General features: G+C 62.3%; 17 protein-coding genes. 11 read left to right on the top strand and 6 right to left on the bottom strand.

Translation table 11 applies throughout. From position 1 onward, the window contains the following. Nucleotides 1–154 precede the first annotated feature (154 nt). The 4 genes from CIT31_RS06435 to CIT31_RS06450 all read right to left on the bottom strand — a co-directional run bounded on the left by CIT31_RS06435 (nt 155) and on the right by CIT31_RS06450 (nt 2662). The gene (locus CIT31_RS06435) at nt 155–1027 is read right to left on the bottom strand and encodes an MBL fold metallo-hydrolase (protein ID WP_095517920.1); all 873 of its coding nucleotides are present in this window, start codon (nt 1025–1027) and stop codon (nt 155–157) included. Between the two features lie 150 nt (nt 1028–1177). After that, a complete protein-coding gene (locus tag CIT31_RS06440) occupies nt 1178–1837 on the bottom strand; it encodes a peroxiredoxin (protein WP_065007495.1) in 660 nt (219 codons plus the stop codon). Between the two features lie 167 nt (nt 1838–2004). After that, nucleotides 2005–2370 (bottom strand): cell division protein ZapA, encoded by a 366-nt coding sequence (locus CIT31_RS06445; protein WP_023797070.1) that lies wholly within the window; start codon nt 2368–2370, stop codon nt 2005–2007. 19 nt (nt 2371–2389) lie between these two features. Then, complete coding sequence (locus tag CIT31_RS06450) at nt 2390–2662, bottom strand: DUF4164 domain-containing protein (RefSeq protein ID WP_023797069.1); 273 nt, start codon at nt 2660–2662, stop codon at nt 2390–2392. A 304-nt stretch (nt 2663–2966) separates the two neighbouring features. On the opposite strand from CIT31_RS06450, the gene tkt reads away from it, so the two are divergent. The 7 genes from tkt (at nt 2967) to CIT31_RS06485 (ending at nt 12436) form a co-directional block, all read left to right on the top strand. Continuing rightward, a complete protein-coding gene (gene tkt / locus CIT31_RS06455) occupies nt 2967–4958 on the top strand; it encodes a transketolase (protein ID WP_095517921.1) in 1992 nt (663 codons plus the stop codon). Between the two features lie 154 nt (nt 4959–5112). Next, nucleotides 5113–6123, top strand: a complete 1011-nt coding sequence (gene gap, locus CIT31_RS06460) for a type I glyceraldehyde-3-phosphate dehydrogenase (RefSeq protein ID WP_095517922.1) — start codon at nt 5113–5115, stop codon at nt 6121–6123. 253 nt (nt 6124–6376) lie between these two features. Beyond that, nucleotides 6377–8266: a potassium/proton antiporter gene (locus tag CIT31_RS06465; protein ID WP_095517923.1), complete on the top strand. Its 1890-nt coding sequence runs from the start codon at nt 6377–6379 to the stop codon at nt 8264–8266. A gap of 109 nt (nt 8267–8375) precedes the next feature. Beyond that, the gene (locus tag CIT31_RS06470) at nt 8376–9572 is read left to right on the top strand and encodes a phosphoglycerate kinase (protein WP_095517924.1); all 1197 of its coding nucleotides are present in this window, start codon (nt 8376–8378) and stop codon (nt 9570–9572) included. A 138-nt stretch (nt 9573–9710) separates the two neighbouring features. After that, entirely contained in the window at nt 9711–10736 is a 1026-nt protein-coding gene (locus CIT31_RS06475; RefSeq protein WP_095517925.1) for a class I fructose-bisphosphate aldolase, read from the top strand. 129 nt (nt 10737–10865) lie between these two features. Continuing rightward, a complete protein-coding gene (locus CIT31_RS06480; RefSeq protein WP_029348733.1) occupies nt 10866–11606 on the top strand; it encodes a DUF899 domain-containing protein in 741 nt (246 codons plus the stop codon). A 98-nt stretch (nt 11607–11704) separates the two neighbouring features. After that, on the top strand, nt 11705–12436 hold the full coding sequence (locus tag CIT31_RS06485) for an SGNH/GDSL hydrolase family protein (RefSeq protein ID WP_095517926.1): 732 nt from the start codon (nt 11705–11707) through the stop codon (nt 12434–12436). 14 nt (nt 12437–12450) lie between these two features. Here the strand turns inward: CIT31_RS06485 and CIT31_RS06490 are convergent, their stop codons facing one another. Next, nucleotides 12451–12612 (bottom strand): hypothetical protein, encoded by a 162-nt coding sequence (locus CIT31_RS06490; RefSeq protein WP_095517927.1) that lies wholly within the window; start codon nt 12610–12612, stop codon nt 12451–12453. 178 nt (nt 12613–12790) lie between these two features. Beyond that, nucleotides 12791–13744: a ring-cleaving dioxygenase gene (locus CIT31_RS06495; RefSeq protein ID WP_095517928.1), complete on the bottom strand. Its 954-nt coding sequence runs from the start codon at nt 13742–13744 to the stop codon at nt 12791–12793. Nucleotides 13745–14013: 269 nt separating this feature from the next. On the opposite strand from CIT31_RS06495, the gene CIT31_RS06500 reads away from it, so the two are divergent. From CIT31_RS06500 to CIT31_RS06515, 4 genes are all read left to right on the top strand, one after another. Continuing rightward, on the top strand, nt 14014–14181 hold the full coding sequence (locus CIT31_RS06500) for a hypothetical protein (protein WP_082982284.1): 168 nt from the start codon (nt 14014–14016) through the stop codon (nt 14179–14181). Nucleotides 14182–14267: 86 nt separating this feature from the next. Beyond that, nucleotides 14268–14870: a DJ-1/PfpI family protein gene (locus tag CIT31_RS06505; RefSeq protein WP_095517929.1), complete on the top strand. Its 603-nt coding sequence runs from the start codon at nt 14268–14270 to the stop codon at nt 14868–14870. Nucleotides 14871–14923: 53 nt separating this feature from the next. Continuing rightward, a complete protein-coding gene (locus CIT31_RS06510) occupies nt 14924–15289 on the top strand; it encodes a VOC family protein (protein WP_095517930.1) in 366 nt (121 codons plus the stop codon). A 7-nt stretch (nt 15290–15296) separates the two neighbouring features. Beyond that, nucleotides 15297–15707: a hypothetical protein gene (locus CIT31_RS06515; protein ID WP_029348738.1), complete on the top strand. Its 411-nt coding sequence runs from the start codon at nt 15297–15299 to the stop codon at nt 15705–15707. Nucleotides 15708–15730 lie beyond the last annotated feature (23 nt).

Raw genomic sequence — 15730 nt, forward strand, 5'->3', positions numbered from 1 at the left:
GGGAGAAGAGGCAGATCGCACCGCCGGCACTCTTTTTGCAACGTCGAAAATTGGCGAAATCGTCAGCGAAAGCCTTCTACGGGAAGTGCCCGGCAGGGCGATGAGGGGCGGGGCCGAGTTTAAAATAGAGTTGTAGTGCCAGCGACCCATCTCATCACAAGCAATCGAGCGGAAATTTCAAATACCGGCGGCCGTTGGATTCCGGTTCCGGCAAGCGCCCGCCGTTCATGTTGACCTGCAGCGCGTGCAGGATCAGCCTCGGCATCGGCAGCGTCCTGTCGCGTGCCTCGCGCAACGCCACGAAATCGGCCTCTGTCCTGCAGGCGGCAACATGGGTGTTCTTGGATTTCTGTTCCGCAACAGTGCTCTCCCACAAGGGTTCGCGCCCCTCCGCCTGGTAGTCATGACCGACGAACAGACGTGTCTCGTCCGGTAGCGCGAGGATATCCTGGATCGAGCGCCAGAGTCGCGCGGCACTGCCGCCGGGAAAATCCGCTCTTGCCGTGCCGCTGTCCGGCATGAACAGCGTATCATGGATGAAAGCGGCGTCGCCGATCACATAGGTAATCGAGGCCAGTGTGTGGCCCGGCGAAAAAAGTACCTTTGCCGGAATGCCGCCGACCGAAAAGGTCTCGCCATCGGCAAACAGCCTGTTCCACTGCGATCCGTCGGCAGGAAAATCCGGCCAGTTGTAGATCGCTTTCCACAATTTCTGGACGTCGATAATCTTGTCGCCGATCGCCGTAGGCGCTCCTGTCTTCTCGTTGAGATAGTGCGCGGCCGAGAAATGGTCGGCGTGGGGATGCGTGTCGAGAATCCATTCGACGACCAGCCGTTGATCTCTAATGAACTCGAGCATCGCGTCGGCATTCTTCGTCGCCGTGGCGCCGGATTTCTCATCGAAATCAAGAACGGGATCGATGATTGCGCATCGTCGCGTCTGTGGGTCGGCGACGACATACTGGATGGACCCGCTCGGCTTGTCGTAAAAGCCTGCCACCTGCAGCTTGGCCGATGTCGCGTCCAATCTCGGCTCCCTCAACGCCCACCCGGCAGGAATGGTTTTCCCTGCCGGGGTAAAAGAAGAGCATGGTCGTTCGCCAGCGCCACGCCGTCAAGCACCGCATGCTTCGCCGAGGCAAAAAGGCCGAAAATCCTTCCGTGCCGTCCTAGCCGCTCAGGCTGAGGGCTGCTTGGTCTTCCGGAGATACGGCAGGATCGTCTCGTAGGCGCCGAAACGCTTGATCGCGTCCTCATTGGAAACGGCGGCGGTGATGATGACGTCCTCGCCCTGCTTCCAGTTCGCCGGCGTCGCCACCTGGTGCTTCGCAGTCAGTTGCATGGAATCGATCGCACGCAGGATCTCATCGAAGTTGCGGCCGGTCGTCATCGGATAGGTGAGAACCAGCTTGATCTTCTTGTCGGGGCCGATGACGTAGACCGAACGCACCGTCGCGTTGTCGGCTGGCGTGCGCCCTTCCGAGGTTTCGCCGGCACCCGCCGGCAGCATCTCGTAAAGCTTGGCGACCTTGAGGTCCTTGTCGCCGATCAGCGGGTAATTCACCGATTGGCCGGTCGCCTTCTTGATATCATCCTGCCATTTGCCATGGCTTTCGACCGGATCGACGGAAATGCCGATGATCTTGACGTCGCGCTTCTTGAACTCGCCTTCCAGGCCGGCCATCGTGCCGAGCTCGGTCGTGCAGACCGGCGTGAAATTCTTCGGATGGCTGAAAAGCACCGCCCAGCCGTCACCGATCCATTCGTGGAAGTTGATCGTCCCTTGCGTGGTTTCCGCCGTGAAATCCGGCGCGATATCGTTGATACGAAGGCTCATGACGTGTCCCTACCCTGTGATTGCAGCCGGCATTGACCGGCGTTGCTTTTGCCTTTCTACCACTCCCGCGTCATCCTTCAAACGCCTGTTGCACCGGCATCGAGGCCGGTGGCGAAAAATTTTCATTGCTTCTCGGCAAATGCAGCAGGAATTTTCGCTGCGCTGGCTCAGGCCTTGTTCACCGCCAGCGTCGTCGCCAGATCTTCCATGCGCTGGGCGAGCGCGCCAAGCGCTTGGGTCAGCACCGAATCGTTCTTGTCGGCCTTGGTCAGCGCGTCGTCACGCGTCTTGCGCAGCGTCAGCACTTCGCTTTCCATGCCCTTGACGCGTTTTTGCAGTTCCGAAAGCTCGTCCATGACCATGATGCCGGCCATCACGGTCAGCCGCTGGTCGCCGATCTCGCCGAATGAGTCTTTCAGATGCGAGACATAGCGGTCGAAGCGCTCGGCAAGGTCGATCAGATGCTCTTCCTGGCCCTCGTCGCAAGCCATGCGATACTGCTTGCCGTCGATGGAAACCGTGACTTGTGCCATTGGCCTACCTGTCCAGTCCCTATCTGTCCAACACGGCGCGGATGGTTTCCATGGCGGTCACCAGCCGACGCGACACTTCCTTGTTGGCGTCTTCCAGCCGTTCGGCGCGCGCTTCGGAATTGTCGAGTTCCTGCGCCAGCCGCGAGCGATCGGCGTTCATGCGCTGCACCTCCGCCTCGGCTTCCGTATAGTCGCGCTCGTGCTCGAGCTTGGCCGCGACGGCATTTTCCAGCCCCTCGATGGCCTTACCCAGCCTCGCGATGACTTCTTTGAGTGTCGTTTCCCCGGTCATGGCTTTCGTCCTGCGCCCTGCCCATCACCGAATCATCCACGTTCAGAACGCGTTATGTCTGAAACATTACCCGCCGTGTGAAGCCAACGTCAATAAAGCTCTCGCGGCTGTCCCCTGCTAACGCTAATGTAGAACCCCCAAGGCCCTTCTGGCGCCATCACAAGACCGGCAAAAGCGCCGGTTTCTTGACTAACAAGATCAGCGAAAGCGCGCCGGTTTGTTGACTAAAAAGCCGCGCCTGCTATGTGTCGCGCACGCTTTTCAAGGGCGCTCCCAAGGCCCCACCCCCCACACTGGAGGAAGCATGACTTCGCGTGAACAACATGACCGGATGGCCAATGCGATCCGTTTTCTTTCCATGGACGCCGTCGAGAAGGCCCAGTCCGGCCACCCCGGCCTGCCAATGGGCTGCGCCGACGTTGCCACGGTGCTGTTCACGCGTTTCCTGAAATACGATCCGAAGAACCCGCACTGGCCCGATCGAGACCGTTTCATTCTGTCGGCCGGCCACGGTTCGATGCTGCTCTATTCGCTGCTCTATCTGACCGGCTATGAAGACATCACCCTCGACCAGATCAAGCATTTCCGCCAGTTGGGATCGAGGACGGCGGGTCATCCCGAATATGGCCATGCCGCCGGCATCGAGACGACGACCGGCCCGCTTGGCCAGGGGCTTGCCAATTCGGTCGGCTTCGCACTCGGCGAGCGCATCATGAATGCCGCTTTCGGCAACGACCTCGTCGACCATTACACCTATGTGCTGGCCGGCGACGGCTGCCTGATGGAAGGCGTCTCCCAGGAAGCCATCGCACTTGCCGGGCATCTCAAGCTGAACAAGCTGATCGTCTTCTGGGACAACAATAACATCTCGATCGACGGCCCGGTGTCGCTGGCCGACAACACCGATCAGGTCGCCCGCTTCCAGGCGTCCGGCTGGAACGCCAGCCACATCGACGGCCAGGACCCGGAAGCGATCGCCTATGCTATCGAGGCGGCGCGCCATTCCGACAAACCGACGATGATCGCCTGCAAGACCACGATTGGCTTCGGCGCGCCGACCAAGGCGGGTACCAACAAGGCGCACGGTTCTCCGCTCGGCGCAGAGGAAATCGCCGGCGCCAGGAAGTTCTTCGGCTGGGACTATCCGCCCTTCGAGGTTCCTGCCGACATCCTCAATGCCTGGCGCGACGCCGGCAAGACGGGTGTCAAGGCACGCACCGACTGGGAAGGCCGCCTTGCCGAGGCCGACGCCCAATTGCGCAGCGAATTCGAGCGCCGCATCAGTGGCGCGTTGCCAGCGAATTTCGACGCCGTCCTCACCGACTACAAGAAGAAGCTCGCCGCAGACAAACCGAAGGTCGCCACCCGCAAATCGTCGGAAATGGCGCTCGAGATCATCAACGGCGCGGTGCCGGAAACGATCGGCGGCTCGGCCGACCTGACTGGCTCGAACAACACCAAGACCAGCCAGACCAAGAACATCACATCAGACGATTACGGCCAGCGCTACGTTCACTACGGCATCCGCGAGCACGGCATGGCGGCCGCCCTCAACGGGCTGACGCTGCATGGCGGCCTCATCGCCTATGGCGGCACGTTCATGTGCTTCTCCGACTACGCCCGTCCGGCGATGCGGCTTGCCTCGCTGATGGGCATCCGCTCGATCTTCGTCATGACCCATGATTCCATCGGCCTCGGCGAAGACGGCCCGACCCATCAACCGGTGGAGCATCTGGCCGCACTGCGCGCCATCCCGAACCACAATGTCTTCCGTCCGGCCGACGCGGTCGAGACCGCCGAATGCTGGCAGCTGGCCATCGAGCAGGAAAAGACGCCTTCGACGCTGGCGCTGACCCGGCAGAACCTGCCGACCGTGCGCAACGACTTTGTTGCGGAAAACCTCAGCCGCCAGGGCGCCTATGAGTTGGCTGGCGCCAATGGCGATGCGGCGGTGACGATCTTCGCTTCGGGCTCCGAGGTCGAAATCGCGCTGGCGGCGCGCGAGGCGCTCGAAAAGCACGGCCATCCGACCCGTGTCGTCTCGGTGCCGTGCTTCGAATTGTTCGACAAGCAGAGCGCCGACTATCGCAGGAAGACGATCGGCAACGCGCCGATCAAGATCGCGATCGAAGCCGGCATCCGCCAAGGCTGGGATTATTTCATTGGCACCGACGGCATCTTCATCGGCATGACCGGCTTCGGCGCCTCTGGCACGATCGAACAGCTCTATCCGCATTTCGGCATCACCGCCGAAGCGACGGTGAAGGCGGCGGAAGCCCGCCTGCACGGCGAGTAAAGCCAGGCGCCCGCGAAACCGCGCATAATGGTTTTGCGGGCAGCCTCCGTCTGGTGGACTTAAATCCAACCCATCGACGGCTGGATTCTTTGCCAGCCCGCCGTTATGAAGCTGCGGACTTGATCTTCGGCCTCCAACTCCCAGGGAGAGAAAAATGACCGTCAGAGTTGCCATCAACGGATTCGGCCGCATCGGCCGCAACATCCTGCGCGCCATCCACGAATCCGGCCGCAAGGACATCGACGTCGTCGCCGTCAACGACCTCGGCCCGGTCGAAACCAACGCGCATCTGCTGCGCTTCGACAGCGTGCATGGCCGCTTCCCGCATGAAGTGACGGTTGACGGTGACCAGATCACCGTCGGCACCGAAAAATTCAAGGTCACTGCGATCAAGGACCCGACGCAGTTGCCGTGGAAGGAGCTCGGCGTCGATATTGCGCTCGAATGCACCGGCATCTTCACCGCCCGCGACAAGGCCGCCGCGCATCTGACCGCCGGCGCCAAGCGCGTCCTCGTCTCGGCGCCGGCGGAGGGCGCCGACCTCACCGTCGTCTATGGCATCAACCATGACAAGCTGACCAAGGACCACATCGTCATCTCGAACGCCTCCTGCACCACCAACTGCCTGGCACCGCTGGCAGCCGTGCTGCATGAGGCCGTCGGCATCGAGAAGGGTATGATGACGACGATCCACTCCTACACCGGCGACCAGCCAACGCTGGACACCATGCATAAGGATCTCTACCGCGCCCGCGCCGCGGCCCTGTCGCAGATCCCGACTTCGACCGGTGCGGCCAAGGCGATCGGCCTGGTGCTGCCCGATCTCAAGGGCAAGCTCGACGGCATCTCCATTCGCGTGCCGACCCCGAACGTCTCGGTTGTCGATTTCAAGTTCATCGCCAAGCGGCCGACGACCGTGCAGGAGATCAACGAGGCGGTGATCGCCGCCTCCAACGGCAAGCTGAAGGGCATCCTCGCCGTTACCCATCACCCGAACGTGTCGATCGACTTCAACCACGATCCGCATTCCTCGATCATGGCGCTCGACCAGACCAAGGTCATGGACGGCAACTTCGTTTCGGTGCTGTCCTGGTACGATAATGAATGGGGTTTTTCCAACCGCATGGCCGACACCGCAGTCGCCTTCGGCAAGACCATCGCCTGATCGCAGAACCATCTTTTCGCGACTTGGAAACGCCCGGCTCTGTCCGGGCGTTTTCATGAGAGCGCCCAGCGCCCTTTTGGATGCGCAAACGACGCTCTATCGGTTTGTTTGGCAAGACAGCGCCTAGAACGCCAAAACACTCAATAATCAGCGGCATAGGGCAAAAAACCACCCTCACGCCTTGCACCGGTCATGTCTTCGCCTCACTCTCCCGTAAAGCGAGAGGAACACGAATTCGAGGGGCAATTGGCGGATGGAGCATGCGATCTATCTCGTGACGCTGGTCGGCGCCGCACTGGTCGTCGCCGCCGCGTTTTCCAGCCTGATCGCCTTCCGCTTCGGCGCCCCTCTCTTGCTGCTGTTTCTCTGCATCGGCCTGGCCACGGGAACCGACGGCCTCGGCATCCAGTTCGACAATGCGCGGCTGGCTTATTTTGCCGGCTCACTGGCGCTGGCCGTCATCCTGTTCGATTCCGGTTTCGGCACGCCGCTCAACGCCTTGCGCCAGGCGGCCGGACCGGCACTGTCGCTGGCGACCATCGGCGTCCTTTTGACCACTGGCCTGTTCGGCGTCGTCGCCTATTATCTGCTCGATCTCAGCTGGCTGGAATCCTTCCTGCTCGGGGCTGCTGTCGCGTCGACCGACGCGGCAGCAGTGTTCTTCCTGTTGCGCGCCGGCGAGATCAATTTGCGCGAACGCGTGCGTTCCACGCTCGAGGTGGAATCCGGCACCAATGACCCAATCGCCATCTTCCTGACCATTAGCCTGGTCGAGATCATCGCCGCCAACGCCAGTCCCCAGGCCAGGGTGCTGGTTACGGATCTCGTCCTCGGCTTCCTTCTCAATATGGGGCTTGGCGCCATCGTCGGCATTTTCGGCGGCCTCGCCATCGTGCGTCTTGTCGACCGGCTCAATCTCGACCACGGGCTGCTGCCGATCTTCGTGCTGACGCTGTCGCTGATGGTGTTCGCCGCCGCCGGCGCCATTGGCGGCTCCGGTTTTCTGGCGGTCTATATTGCCGGCCTTATTGCCGGCAATTCCGACATTCGCGCCGTCACCATCCTCAAGCGCTTCCAGGACGGCATGTCGTGGCTGGCACAGATCATCATGTTCCTGGTCCTCGGCCTGTTCGCGACGCCCTCGCAATTTCCGGCGATCCTGCTGCCGGCGGTGCTGCTGGGCCTGTTCCTGATATTCGTGGCGCGGCCAATCGCCGTCTGGCTCTGCCTGATGCCGTTCCGTCTGCCGCGCCCGGAAGTCGCCTTCGTCTCATGGGTGGGTCTGCGTGGCGCCGTGTCGATCCTGCTCGCCATCACGCCGCTGCTTGGCGGGCTTGAGAACGGCCGTCTCATCTTCAACACCGCCTTCATCGTCGTGCTGGTGTCGCTGGTCATCCAGGGATGGACCGTCGGACCGCTGGCACGCCGCCTCGGCCTGATCGTGCCGGCCCGCCTAGGCCCGTTGGACAAGGTCGAACTCGAATTGCCGGGCTCCGCCCACCACGAGCTTCTCGCCTATCGCGTAGCACCCGGCAGCCCGGTGGCGCGCGGCGAGCGCATTCCGCGCTGGGCGCGGCCGTCGCTGGTGCTGCGCGACGGGCGCTCGATGCGCTTCCAGGACATGGGCAGGCTCGCCGCCGGCGACCATGTCTACATTTTCGTGCCGGATCGCTATCCAGCCCTGCTCGACAAGCTGTTCGCCAGCCGGGCCGTGGTCGATCCCGAGGACGCGGACTTCTTCGGCGCCTTCGCCGTCGATCCGGCGCGCTCCGCTGCGGAACTTGAAGCCGCTTACGCCCCGGGCCTGACCGAGGAGGAACGCAAGCTGACCGTCGGCGACCTGGTGACGGAGCGGCTCGGCGGTCATGCCGAATATGCCGACCGCGTGCTGATTGGTCCGATCGAGCTGATCGTCCGCGATGTCGACGACAAAGGCAAGATCACTGGCCTCGGTCTTTCCCTCGAGCCGACCGCGCCGGTGGCACGGGTGCCGGTGTTCCTGAGTGCTGGCGAGATCGCCGACCGCGTCGCTGGCTTTGTGCGCAATTGGCGCAAGCGGATCAAAAAGCAGAGTGCCGAGGCGCCGGACGACGCAGAACGGTCTCCACAGCCGGTGGTGGAAAGGGCAACCGACGAGGGCTAACTGCTCCCGACACATGCCGTGTCATATTTTCCGCGTAGCACCATTGCAGGTCTTGCATCGTCGTTGATGCGGGGTAAGGTCCCGGCGATTTCTCGCGAAAGGGAACAGCATGGCCGACTTCAAGACACTGGACGACATCGGCAACATCGACGGCAAGCGTGTGCTGGTGCGCGTCGACCTCAACGTTCCCGTCGCCGACGGTAAGGTGACCGACGCCACCCGCATCGAGCGCATCGCGCCGACCATCATCGAGCTTTCCGGCAAGGGCGCCAAGGTCATCCTGCTTGCCCATTTCGGCCGGCCCAAGGATGGACCGTCGCCCGAATTCTCGCTTGAGCCGATCGCCAAGGCGAGCGCGAAGGTGCTTGGCTGCCCTGTCGGCTTCGCGCCGGATTGCATCGGCGACGCAGCGGCAAGCGCCGTCGCCGCCATGAACAACGGCGACGTGCTGCTGCTCGAAAACACCCGCTTCTACAAGGGCGAGGAGAAGAACGACGCGGCCTTCACCGAAAAGCTCGCCGCCAATGGCGACATCTTCGTCAACGACGCCTTTTCCGCCGCCCACCGCGCCCATTCGTCGACGGAGGGGCTTGCACACCTGCTGCCGGCCTTCGCCGGCCGTACCATGCAGGCCGAACTCGACGCGCTGGAAAAGGGCCTCGGCAATCCCGTCCGCCCTGTCGTCGCCATCGTCGGCGGCGCCAAGGTGTCGAGCAAGATCGACCTCCTGATGAATCTGGTGAAGAAGGTCGACGCGCTGGTCATCGGCGGCGGCATGGCCAACACCTTTCTCGCCGCGCGCGGCACCGATGTCGGAAAATCGCTGTGCGAGCATGATCTCGCTGGGACCGCCAAGCAGATCATGATCGAGGCGGCCGAAGCCGGCTGCGCCGTCATCCTGCCGGTCGACGGTGTCGTCGCCGGGGAATTCAAGGCGGGCGCCGCCAGCGAAACCGTCGCCATATCAGAAGTGCCGGCCGATCGGATGATCCTCGACGTCGGCGAAAAGACCGTGAAGACCGTTGCCGACTGGATCGACCGCGCTGCGACGCTGGTCTGGAACGGTCCGCTCGGCGCCTTCGAGATCGAACCGTTCGACCAGGCGACGGTGGCGGCAGCCAAGCACGCCGCGGCCCGCACCAAGGCCGGCAAACTGGTCTCGGTGGCTGGCGGCGGCGACACGGTGGCAGCACTCAACCATGCCGGCGTCGCCGACGACTTCACCTATGTCTCGACCGCCGGCGGCGCCTTTCTGGAATGGATGGAAGGCAAGCCGCTGCCCGGAGTCGATGTGCTGAAGCGCTGAGGCCCTGGGACGACAGGCGAACGAGGGGCGTTTGCGCGTTTCAATCGATTCGAGCTTTCCGCTTGGAATGGTTCGACTTGAACCTGCCTTGCTCTAGTGGTCTGCTAGGTTGGAACAAACGGTTCAGGAGGATGCACAATGAGCGAACGTCTCGAGGACATTGCCGCCGCGATGGTGGCCGACGGCAAGGGTCTTTTGGCCGCCGACGAAAGCTCCGGCACCATCAAGAAGCGCTTCGACGTGATCGGCATCGAATCGACCGCCGACAGCCGCCGCGACTATCGCGAGATGATGTTCCGCGCCAAGGAGGCGATGACCAGATACATCTCCGGCGTCATTCTCTACGACGAGACTATCCGCCAGAAGGCCGCCGACGGCACGCCGCTGGTCGACATCATCAAGGCGACCGGCGCCATTCCAGGCATCAAGGTCGATGCCGGCGCCAAGCCTCTCGCCGGTTTCCCTGGCGACACGATCACCGAAGGCCTCGACGGCCTGCGCGAGCGGCTCACCGACTATTACAAGCTCGGCGCCCGTTTCGCCAAATGGCGTGCGGTGATCGACATCGACGTCGCCAAGGGCGTGCCTTCAGCCACGTCGATCGGTTCGAATGCGCATGCGCTCGCCCGCTATGCAGCGCTTTGCCAGGAGGCCGGCATCGTGCCGATCGTCGAGCCGGAGGTGCTGATGGATGGCGCCCATGACATCGGCACCTGCTACGAGATCAGCAAGGCAACGCTGACGAAACTCTACACCGAGCTCTACGCGGCCCGCGTCGTCCTCGAAGGCACCATCTTGAAGCCGAACATGGTTCTCGCCGGCAAGAAGTCGGGCAAGACCAGCAGCCCCGAGGAAGTCGCCGAAAAGACTATAAGACTGTTCCGCGAAACGGTGCCGGCCGCAATCGGTGGCATCGCCTTTCTCTCGGGCGGGCAATCGGACGAGGAGGCGACCGCCAACCTCAATGCCATCAATGCCATCGGCCCGCATCCATGGAAGCTGACCTTTTCCTATGGCCGCGCCTTGCAGGCGGCGCCACAGAAGGCCTGGAGCGGCAAGGCGGCCAACATTGCCGCTGCCCAGGCCGCCTTCGTCCACCGCGCCCACATGAACCATTTGGCCGCACTTGGAAAATGGCAGCCGGAACTGGAACAGGCCGCCTGACCGGTTTTTTTTCTGCCTTCGTCCGAACCCGGGCCATGTGCCCGGGTTCAATTATGCTCCAAGAAACCGAGGGCCGTGTCGGCTTGCGTTGAGCCCAAACGTCCTTGGGGCTCAAAGAGGAGCAGACTCATGCCAAACAACAAGATCGTTTCACGGGAAGACTGGTTCCAGGCGCACAAGGCGCATCTGGCCCGCGAGAAGGAATTGACGCGATTTCGCGACCGCATCGCTGCCGAACGGCGGGAATTGCCCTGGCTGAAGATCCGGAAGGACTATGTCTTCGAGACCGAACAGGGCCCGAAGAAACTGGCCGGCCTATTCGGAGGCGCAAGCCAGCTGATCGTCTACCACTTTATGTTCGGGCCGGGCGCCGATTATCGTTGCGAAGGGTGTTCCTTCCTTGCCGACCATATCGACGGCGCCAACCAGCACCTCAAGCACCACGATGTGTCGCTGGTCGTGATCTCGCGGGCGCCGTTGGCCGAATTTCTGCCCTACAAACAGCGCATGGGGTGGAAATTCGACTGGGTGTCGTCCTACGCGTCGGACTTCAACTTCGACATGCAAGTTTCCTTCACCGACAAACAGATCCAATCAGGCGACACGACCTACAATTTCGAGCAGCGCGCGCTGAAATCGAAGGACCTTCCCGGCATCAGCGTGTTCTACAGGGATGAGAACGGCGACATCTTCCTGACCTTCATGTCGCGCTCCAGGGGCGGCGATCCGCTGATCGGCGCTTATCACTATCTCGACCTGACGCCGAAAGGCCGCAACGAGACAGGTCCCTACCACAGCCTGATGGACTGGGTGCGGCTGCACGATGAATACGCAGACAGGCACGAGATGCAGGACGCCTGTTACCATTGACGACGGGCAGCCGACGCAAGATCTTTCGCCTTTGGCCCGATATGCGCTAAGTGCTGCTCGCCACGCCTTTAACGGACTTTCCCCATTAACGGTTTGCGATGCAGCGCTTTCTTGCCCTCCTCACCTGGCTCGCCTTTCCAGTCTATGTCTGGCAGGGACTCGGCGTGCGCCGCCGCACCACCCGCATGCTGCCGGCGCAAGGTCCGGTCATGCACGAGATATCAGGCCAGGCGCCAACGATCTCGCTTCTGATGCTTGGCGATTCTTCCGCCGCTTCGGTCGGCATCGGCAATTCCGAATACGGGTTGGCCGCGCAACTGGCCGAGCTGATCTCGCAACGCACTGGCCGTGCGGTGCGCTGGCGGGCAGCCGGCTTCAACTCGGCGACCTCAGGCCAGATCCGCGACCATGTGCTGCCCAATCTGTCGGCTGATCCTTGGACGCATATCGTGCTCGCCATCGGCACCAACGACACCAAGAACTTTCACTCGGTGCCACGCTTCAAAAGCGATTTTGGCGGCCTGCTCTACGCGCTGCGAGCCAAATGGCCTGAGGCGCGCGTGGTGTGGTCGCCGGTGCTGGAATTCACCCGGGCGCCGGCAATGCCGCCGCTGCTTGGAACGATCCTGGAGATCCGCGCCGCCGAGATGAACCGGATGGGCGAGCGCCTCTGCCTCGAACGCGGCGCAGTGCCGGCGCCGCGCCTGCCGATCACCGATGCCGAAGCCGGTTTTGCCTCCGACGGATTTCATGCCTCGGAAGCCGGCTACCGGGCCTGGGCGGAACATCTCGTCGACCTGGTGCTGGCCAACGAACCACGCGTAGCGTAGCGGGGCCGCCAGCTCTACGTCCAATGCCCCAGCGCCGCTGTTACCGAAATCGCCGCCATCGCCAGCACCGCCAGCTTCCAGAAATCGCTGCGCCGCTTCAGCCCCGGCCAGCCGAGCGGCTTGATCAGCTGGATGACCATCATGGCAATGATAACGAGCGCGAGAAGTTTCGACATGCCGCTTTTGACTAGCGTATCGGCCCGAAAATCGAAATCGATTTTCGGAAAGCACGAGGCGTAGATTCAAAGGTGCCGGAGCGTCCTTTGCGCGTCCAGAAGACGCGCGGCGCTCTAGTATCACGGCCGGCTGTCACAGCGCTCCGCTCATGCCAGATCGCCATAACGCTGAGGGGTGCTAGGCCAGCGGCTTGAGGCCGGCCTCGATCGAGGCCCGCTTTGGCTCGAGGAAGGGCGGCAAGGCCAGCCTTTCGCCCAGCGTTTCCAGCGGCTCGTCGGCCGTAAACCCGGGGCCGTCGGTGGCGATCTCGAACAATATGCCGTTCGGCTCACGGAAATAGAGCGAACGGAAGTAGTATCGTTCGACTTCACCGCTTGACGGCAGGCGGAATTCGGCCAGCCGTGCCGTCCATTGATGCAAGGTCTCCCGGTCCGGCGCCCTGAACGCGACGTGGTGGACCGCCCCGGCACCTTGCCGTGCCGGCGCCAGGCCCGGCTGCACCGCGACATGAAGTTCCGCCGCCGGGCCGCCTTTTCCCATCTCGAAGACATGAACCTGGCCCTGACCATCCGGCGAGGCATAATCCCGCGCCTTGTGCATGTTCATCACCCTGGTCAGCACCGCTTCGGTGTTGGTGATGTCGGGAACGCTGATCACGATAGGCCCGAGCCCGCGTATCTGGTGCTCGATTGGGACCGGGCTTTGAACCCAGGGATGACTCTCCCCCTTGCCGCCATCGCTGACGAGACGCAGGCGCTGGCCTTCTGGGTCTTCGAAATCCAGCGACGGGTAGCCGCCGACATCGCCGATCTCTCCCGTCGCGACGGTCTCGCCGGACAAGTGCTGCTTCCACCAGGCAAGGCTTTCGGAGCTGGCGACCCTCAGGCTGGTCCGGACGATGCTGTTGGTGCCGCGCCGTTCGCGTCCGACCGGCCAATCGAAGAAGGTAAGATCGGTGCCAGGCGTCGCCTCTGCGTCGGCATAGAAAAGGTGATAGGCCGACGTGTCGTCCTGATTGACCGTCTTCTTGACCAGTCGCAGGCCCAAGGTCCTCGTGTAGAAACGAAGGTTTCCGGGCGCATTCGCGGTGATAGCGGTCAGGTGGTGGATTCCCGTCAGTTGCAGGCCCATGGTCGTCTCCCTGATTTACGGAAAATTTTTCTCCTTTATATCAGAACGCCGACCCTATCGCAGAAGGATGCGAATTCCGACAGTCCGTCGCTGCAAGCTGAACGATCTCGACGCTGATAGCGACCTGCGATGAACAAGCCGGCGTGCCGCGCACCGGCGAGCTCGGGAAGGCAAAACCGGCAGCATCGGCGAAGGCCATCATTCTACTGACAGACTGCTGTCAGGAGGGGTGTGCGATAGTGTCTCCATCGAAAGAGAGGAGACCAGCTATGAACGGTTTTACCATTCTGCGCAGCGTGCAGCACTATGTCGGCAAGATCAGGACGATGCGCAACGAGATCCGCACCCGGCGTTTCATGAATGGGTTGCCACAAAGCATCCGCAAGGACATCGGTTGGCCAGATAATTACGAAGGCCGCCACGGCCGCGGCCATTAAGGCGATTTTTTTCGCAGCAGCAGTTGGGTGCGGACGCCACGGCGCCCAGATAAATAGATCCGGCGGACGGAAAGACGGAGCAGGAAATGTCCGAACAGAAAACCATCGGCGTTCTTTTCATCGATCGCTTCGCCGACTGGGAATACGGGCTGCTGGCGGCTTCGGCGGTCGAATGGTTCGGCGCACGCGCGGTGTCGCTGACGCCGAACGGAAAGCCGGTGACTTCGGCCAGCGGATTTATGGTGACGCCCGACCGTTCCACCGAGGTTGATGAAAACACCGATCTCGACGCTGTGGCCGTCATCGGCTCCGACCAGTGGGTCGATGCCCCGCCTGATGTCTCCCGGCTGCTGACAGCAGTCGCAGCGCGTGGCGGCGTGGTCGGCGGCATTTGCGCCGGCACCTTGGCACTGGCACGTGCCGGCTTGTTCGACAAGGCCAAACACACCAGCAATGGTCGTGACTGGATCAACGAAAAGGAACCGGGTTACCCGGGCGCCCAGAACTATCAGGACGTGCCCTATGCGGTCGCCGACGGTCGCATCGTGTCCGCGCCGGGTTCGGCTCCCGGCACGTTCGCTCTTGCCTATTTGAAGACGCTCTATCCGCAGAGAAGCAGCGACGTTGCTGAGATGCGTATGCTGTTCGCCAAGGAGTACGCTGAAGGGGAATATGCTGAAGCCTCCTGACAGTATGGTGTCAGGAGCCGCGTGCAATAGTGCGGCAGTATCAGGAGACAGACATGGCCTTCATCCCTGCAAAAGCTTCGGCATGGTTCGAGATTCCTGTCACCGACATGGATCGGGCGCGCGCCTTTTATGGGTCGGTGCTCCAGAACGATCTCATTCTGGAGGAGAGCGGCCCGAACCCGATGGCCATGTTCGCCGCCGAGGACCGAACGGCCTCCGGGGACATCTACCCAGGGGAACCCGCGGCACCGGGAAATGGCCCGACCATCCATCTGTCGGTTGCCGCACCGATCGAGGACGCCATGGAACGGGTGAGGCAGAACGGCGGGCAGATCGTCTCGCCGGCGATCTCCATTCCGGCCGGCACATTCGCTTATTGCCTCGACCCGGACGGCAACAGCTTTGGGCTCTTCGTTTAGGTGGCGCATGGTAAAGAGCTGGAACGACAGGCTGAACACGCCGGGCACCAACGGTATCAAGCCGACGCCGCGCACTGTTGGCGACGTCGTCGAAGGCCAGCCGATGCTGGTGCCGACGGCACGGCAGGTCGATGATTTCATCCGCTCAATCCCAGAGGGCGTGGACATGGACGTCCGCGCATTGCGCACCGCGCTCGCCATCGAGCACGGTGCCGAAGTGACATGTCCGGTCACTATCGGCTATCATCTGCGCACTGTTGCCGAGGCCGCCAACGAGGATCTGGAACGCGGCATGACGCTTAGCGACATCGCGCCGTTCTGGCGGGTGCTGGATGCAAAGACGCCGACAACAGGGAAGTTGTCCTTCGGCGCGGCTTTCGTCGCCGCGCAGCGCAAGCGCGAAGGGCTCGAACCATAATGCATGTCGCCCAAAAGTGGGAA

It is taken from the genome of Mesorhizobium wenxiniae (assembly GCF_002284535.1).
Taxonomy (GTDB): domain Bacteria; phylum Pseudomonadota; class Alphaproteobacteria; order Rhizobiales; family Rhizobiaceae; genus Mesorhizobium; species Mesorhizobium wenxiniae.

Bases quoted from the DNA above. Each gene is read 5' to 3' on its own strand.
- tkt (WP_095517921.1), top strand. From the start codon at position 2,967: ATGACTTCGCGTGAACAACATGACCGGATGGCCAATGCGATCCGTTTT.
- CIT31_RS06480 (WP_029348733.1), top strand. From the start codon at position 10,866: ATGCCAAACAACAAGATCGTTTCACGGGAAGACTGGTTCCAGGCGCAC.
- CIT31_RS06440 (WP_065007495.1), bottom strand. From the start codon at position 1,837: ATGAGCCTTCGTATCAACGATATCGCGCCGGATTTCACGGCGGAAACC.
- CIT31_RS06505 (WP_095517929.1), top strand. From the start codon at position 14,268: ATGTCCGAACAGAAAACCATCGGCGTTCTTTTCATCGATCGCTTCGCC.
- gap (WP_095517922.1), top strand. From the start codon at position 5,113: ATGACCGTCAGAGTTGCCATCAACGGATTCGGCCGCATCGGCCGCAAC.
- CIT31_RS06490 (WP_095517927.1), bottom strand. From the start codon at position 12,612: ATGTCGAAACTTCTCGCGCTCGTTATCATTGCCATGATGGTCATCCAG.
- CIT31_RS06510 (WP_095517930.1), top strand. From the start codon at position 14,924: ATGGCCTTCATCCCTGCAAAAGCTTCGGCATGGTTCGAGATTCCTGTC.
- CIT31_RS06475 (WP_095517925.1), top strand. From the start codon at position 9,711: ATGAGCGAACGTCTCGAGGACATTGCCGCCGCGATGGTGGCCGACGGC.
- CIT31_RS06445 (WP_023797070.1), bottom strand. From the start codon at position 2,370: ATGGCACAAGTCACGGTTTCCATCGACGGCAAGCAGTATCGCATGGCT.
- CIT31_RS06485 (WP_095517926.1), top strand. From the start codon at position 11,705: ATGCAGCGCTTTCTTGCCCTCCTCACCTGGCTCGCCTTTCCAGTCTAT.
- CIT31_RS06470 (WP_095517924.1), top strand. From the start codon at position 8,376: ATGGCCGACTTCAAGACACTGGACGACATCGGCAACATCGACGGCAAG.
- CIT31_RS06495 (WP_095517928.1), bottom strand. From the start codon at position 13,744: ATGGGCCTGCAACTGACGGGAATCCACCACCTGACCGCTATCACCGCG.
- CIT31_RS06500 (WP_082982284.1), top strand. From the start codon at position 14,014: ATGAACGGTTTTACCATTCTGCGCAGCGTGCAGCACTATGTCGGCAAG.
- CIT31_RS06450 (WP_023797069.1), bottom strand. From the start codon at position 2,662: ATGACCGGGGAAACGACACTCAAAGAAGTCATCGCGAGGCTGGGTAAG.
- CIT31_RS06515 (WP_029348738.1), top strand. From the start codon at position 15,297: ATGGTAAAGAGCTGGAACGACAGGCTGAACACGCCGGGCACCAACGGT.
- CIT31_RS06465 (WP_095517923.1), top strand. From the start codon at position 6,377: ATGGAGCATGCGATCTATCTCGTGACGCTGGTCGGCGCCGCACTGGTC.